Annotated in this window: 1 protein-coding gene; it reads right to left on the bottom strand. The window is 71.2% G+C overall.

Annotation, left to right across the window (positions count from 1 at the left end):
* A partial coding sequence (locus tag ABT154_RS33850) for a non-ribosomal peptide synthetase (protein ID WP_351862220.1) occupies nucleotides 1-2,532 on the bottom strand: 2,532 nt, incomplete at both ends.

Raw genomic sequence — 2,532 nt, 5'->3', positions numbered from 1 at the left:
CTCCGGCGCCGGAGCGGATACGGGGACGGGGGCGGTCCGTGGGGAGTTCGAGGGTCTCCAGGCCGGCCAGCTGCGTCCGCCAGTAGTCCAGGTGCCCGTCCAGCGCGTCACCGGTCAGCTGGTCCTGCTGCCAGAGTGCGAAGTCCGCGTACTGGAGCGGCAGTTCGGTCAGTGACGTACCGGCGTAGAGCTGTCGCAGCTCCTCCACCAGGACGCCCATCGACCAGCCGTCGACGACGATGTGGTGCATCGCGAGGGCGAGGAGGTGGTCGTCCTCGCCGAGGCGGACGGTCATCGCCCGCAGCAGGCGCCCGGCGGAGAGGTCGAAGGGACGCTCGCCGAAGGACTCGACGGCGGCGCGACCGGCTTCGAGGGCCTCCGGAGCACCGGTTTCGGGAGCGCCGGTTTCGACGGGGCCGGTTTCGAGGGTGCCGGTGAGGTCCTTGTGCTCGATCTCCACGTGCCAGGGCTCGTCGATCACCTGCACCGGGTCGCCGTCCGCGCCCGTCGTGAACCGGGTCCGCAGCACCTCGTGCCGGACGACCAGGGCGTCGAGCGCCGCGTTCAGCGCCGCCGGGTCCAGCGGGCCCCGCACCCGGAACGCGGTGGGCACCACGTACTCCGCGCTCCCCGGGTCCAGTTCGTCCAGGAACCAGAGGCGCTGCTGCGCGAAGGACAGCGGGACCTCCCGTACCCCCTCCGCCCGGCGGGTGATCGGGGCGGCGGTCAGCTCCTCGCACTCGGCGAGGCTCGCGGCCAGCTCGGCCACGGTCGGGTTGCCGAAGAGCCGGCGGACGGAGACCTCGACGCCGAGCGCCTGGCCGATCCGGTTGGCGGCCTTGGTGGCGAGGAGGGAGTGGCCGCCGAGGTCGAAGAAGTTGTCGTGGATGCCGAGGGGGGTGTTGAGGGTTTCGGCCCAGATCGTGGTGATGGTGGTCTCGGTGGGGGTGCGGGGCGGGGTGTGGCTGGTGGTGTCGGCGGTGACGGTCGGGGCGGGGAGGGCGCGGCGGTCGACCTTGCCGTTGGGGGTGGTGGGGAGTTTGGCGAGGTGGACGAAGTGGTTGGGGACCATGTAGTCGGGAAGGTGGGTGCGGCAGTGCGCGCGGAGATCGCCCGAGCTGTGGGGAGTGTTCGCGGGGGTCGTGTAGTAGGCGGTGAGCCGCTTGTCGCCGGGGGTGTCCTCCCGGACGACGACGGTGGTGAGGCTGATGTGGGGGTGGTTGGTCAGGGTGGCCTCGATCTCCCCGAGCTCGATGCGCAGGCCACGGATCTTGACCTGGTTGTCGATCCGCCCCAGGAACTCGATGGCGCCGTCGGGGAGCCAGCGGACGAGGTCGCCGGTGCGGTAGGCGCGGGTGGGCTCGGCCGTGTGGTGGGTGGTGGTGAAGCGGTCGGCGGTGAGCTCGGGACGGTCGAGATAGCCGCGGGCGAGACCCGGTCCCGTGATCCACAGCTCACCGGGGACGCCGACGGGAGCGAGACCACCGTGCCGGTCGATGACCAGGACCTGGGTGTTGGCCACCGGTGAGCCGATCGGCATCGAGGTGGTGCCCGGCCGGTTCTCGTCCACCACGAAACCGGTCGCGACGACGCCCGCCTCCGTCGGCCCGTAGAGGTGCGCGAGGCGCCCCGGGGCGTACGGCCCCGACAGCAGCGCGTCCGCGATCGAACGGTCGCCGGCCTCACCCCCGTAGAAGACGGACTTCAGGTCCTTCAGCAGGTCCGGGCGCTCCACCAGGTACTGGTTGAACAGCGGAGTCGGGATCAGCACGGTCGTGACGGAGTGGCGCACCAGCGCCTCCGCGAAGGGCTCGCTGCCCGCGAGGACCTTCGGGTCCAGGATCGCCATCGTGGCGCCGGAGGTGAGCACCGGCCAGCATTCGAGGGCGAAGGAGTCCCAGGCGAAGTTCAGGATCTGGGAGACGACGTCGTCGGCCGTGATCGTGTGGAACCAGTTGTTGGAGATCAGCCGGCAGAGGGAGCGGTGCTCGATCTGCACGCCCTTCGGGGTGCCCGTGGAGCCGGAGGTGTAGATCAGATAGGCGAGGTCCCGGGCGCCGGCGGGGGCGACGGGGTTGTCCGTGGGCCGGTCGTCGAGGGCCAGCCGGTCCAGGAGGACGAGGGGCGTCGGGGTGTGCTCCAGACGCGGGGCGAGGTCCGAGTGGGTGAGGACGAGCGGCGCCCGGGTCTCCTCCAGCATGAAGGCGAGGCGGTTGGGCGGGTTGTCGGGGTCGAGGGGGACGTACGCGCCGCCGGCCTTGAGGACCGCGAGCAGCGCGGTGATCATGTCGATCCCGCGGCCGAGGGAGATCCCCACGAGGGTGTCGGTGGTGACGCCCTGCTCGATGAGGTGGTGGGCGAGCCGGTTGGCCCGCTCGTTGAGCTGCCGGTACGTGTACGAGCTGTCGCCGTGGACGACGGCGAGCGCCTCGGGGGCGAGCGCGGCCCGCTGCTCGAAGAGGCGGTGGACGGTGGTGTCGTCGGCGTAGTCGACGGTGGTGTCGTTGAAGTCGTCGAGGATCTGGTGCTGTT

The sequence above is a fragment of the Streptomyces sp. NPDC001728 genome, assembly GCF_040297565.1.
Classification (GTDB): Bacteria; Actinomycetota; Actinomycetes; order Streptomycetales; family Streptomycetaceae; genus Streptomyces.
Note: the sequence above shows the minus strand (reverse complement) of the source record. Positions and strands in the feature narration are given on the sequence as shown.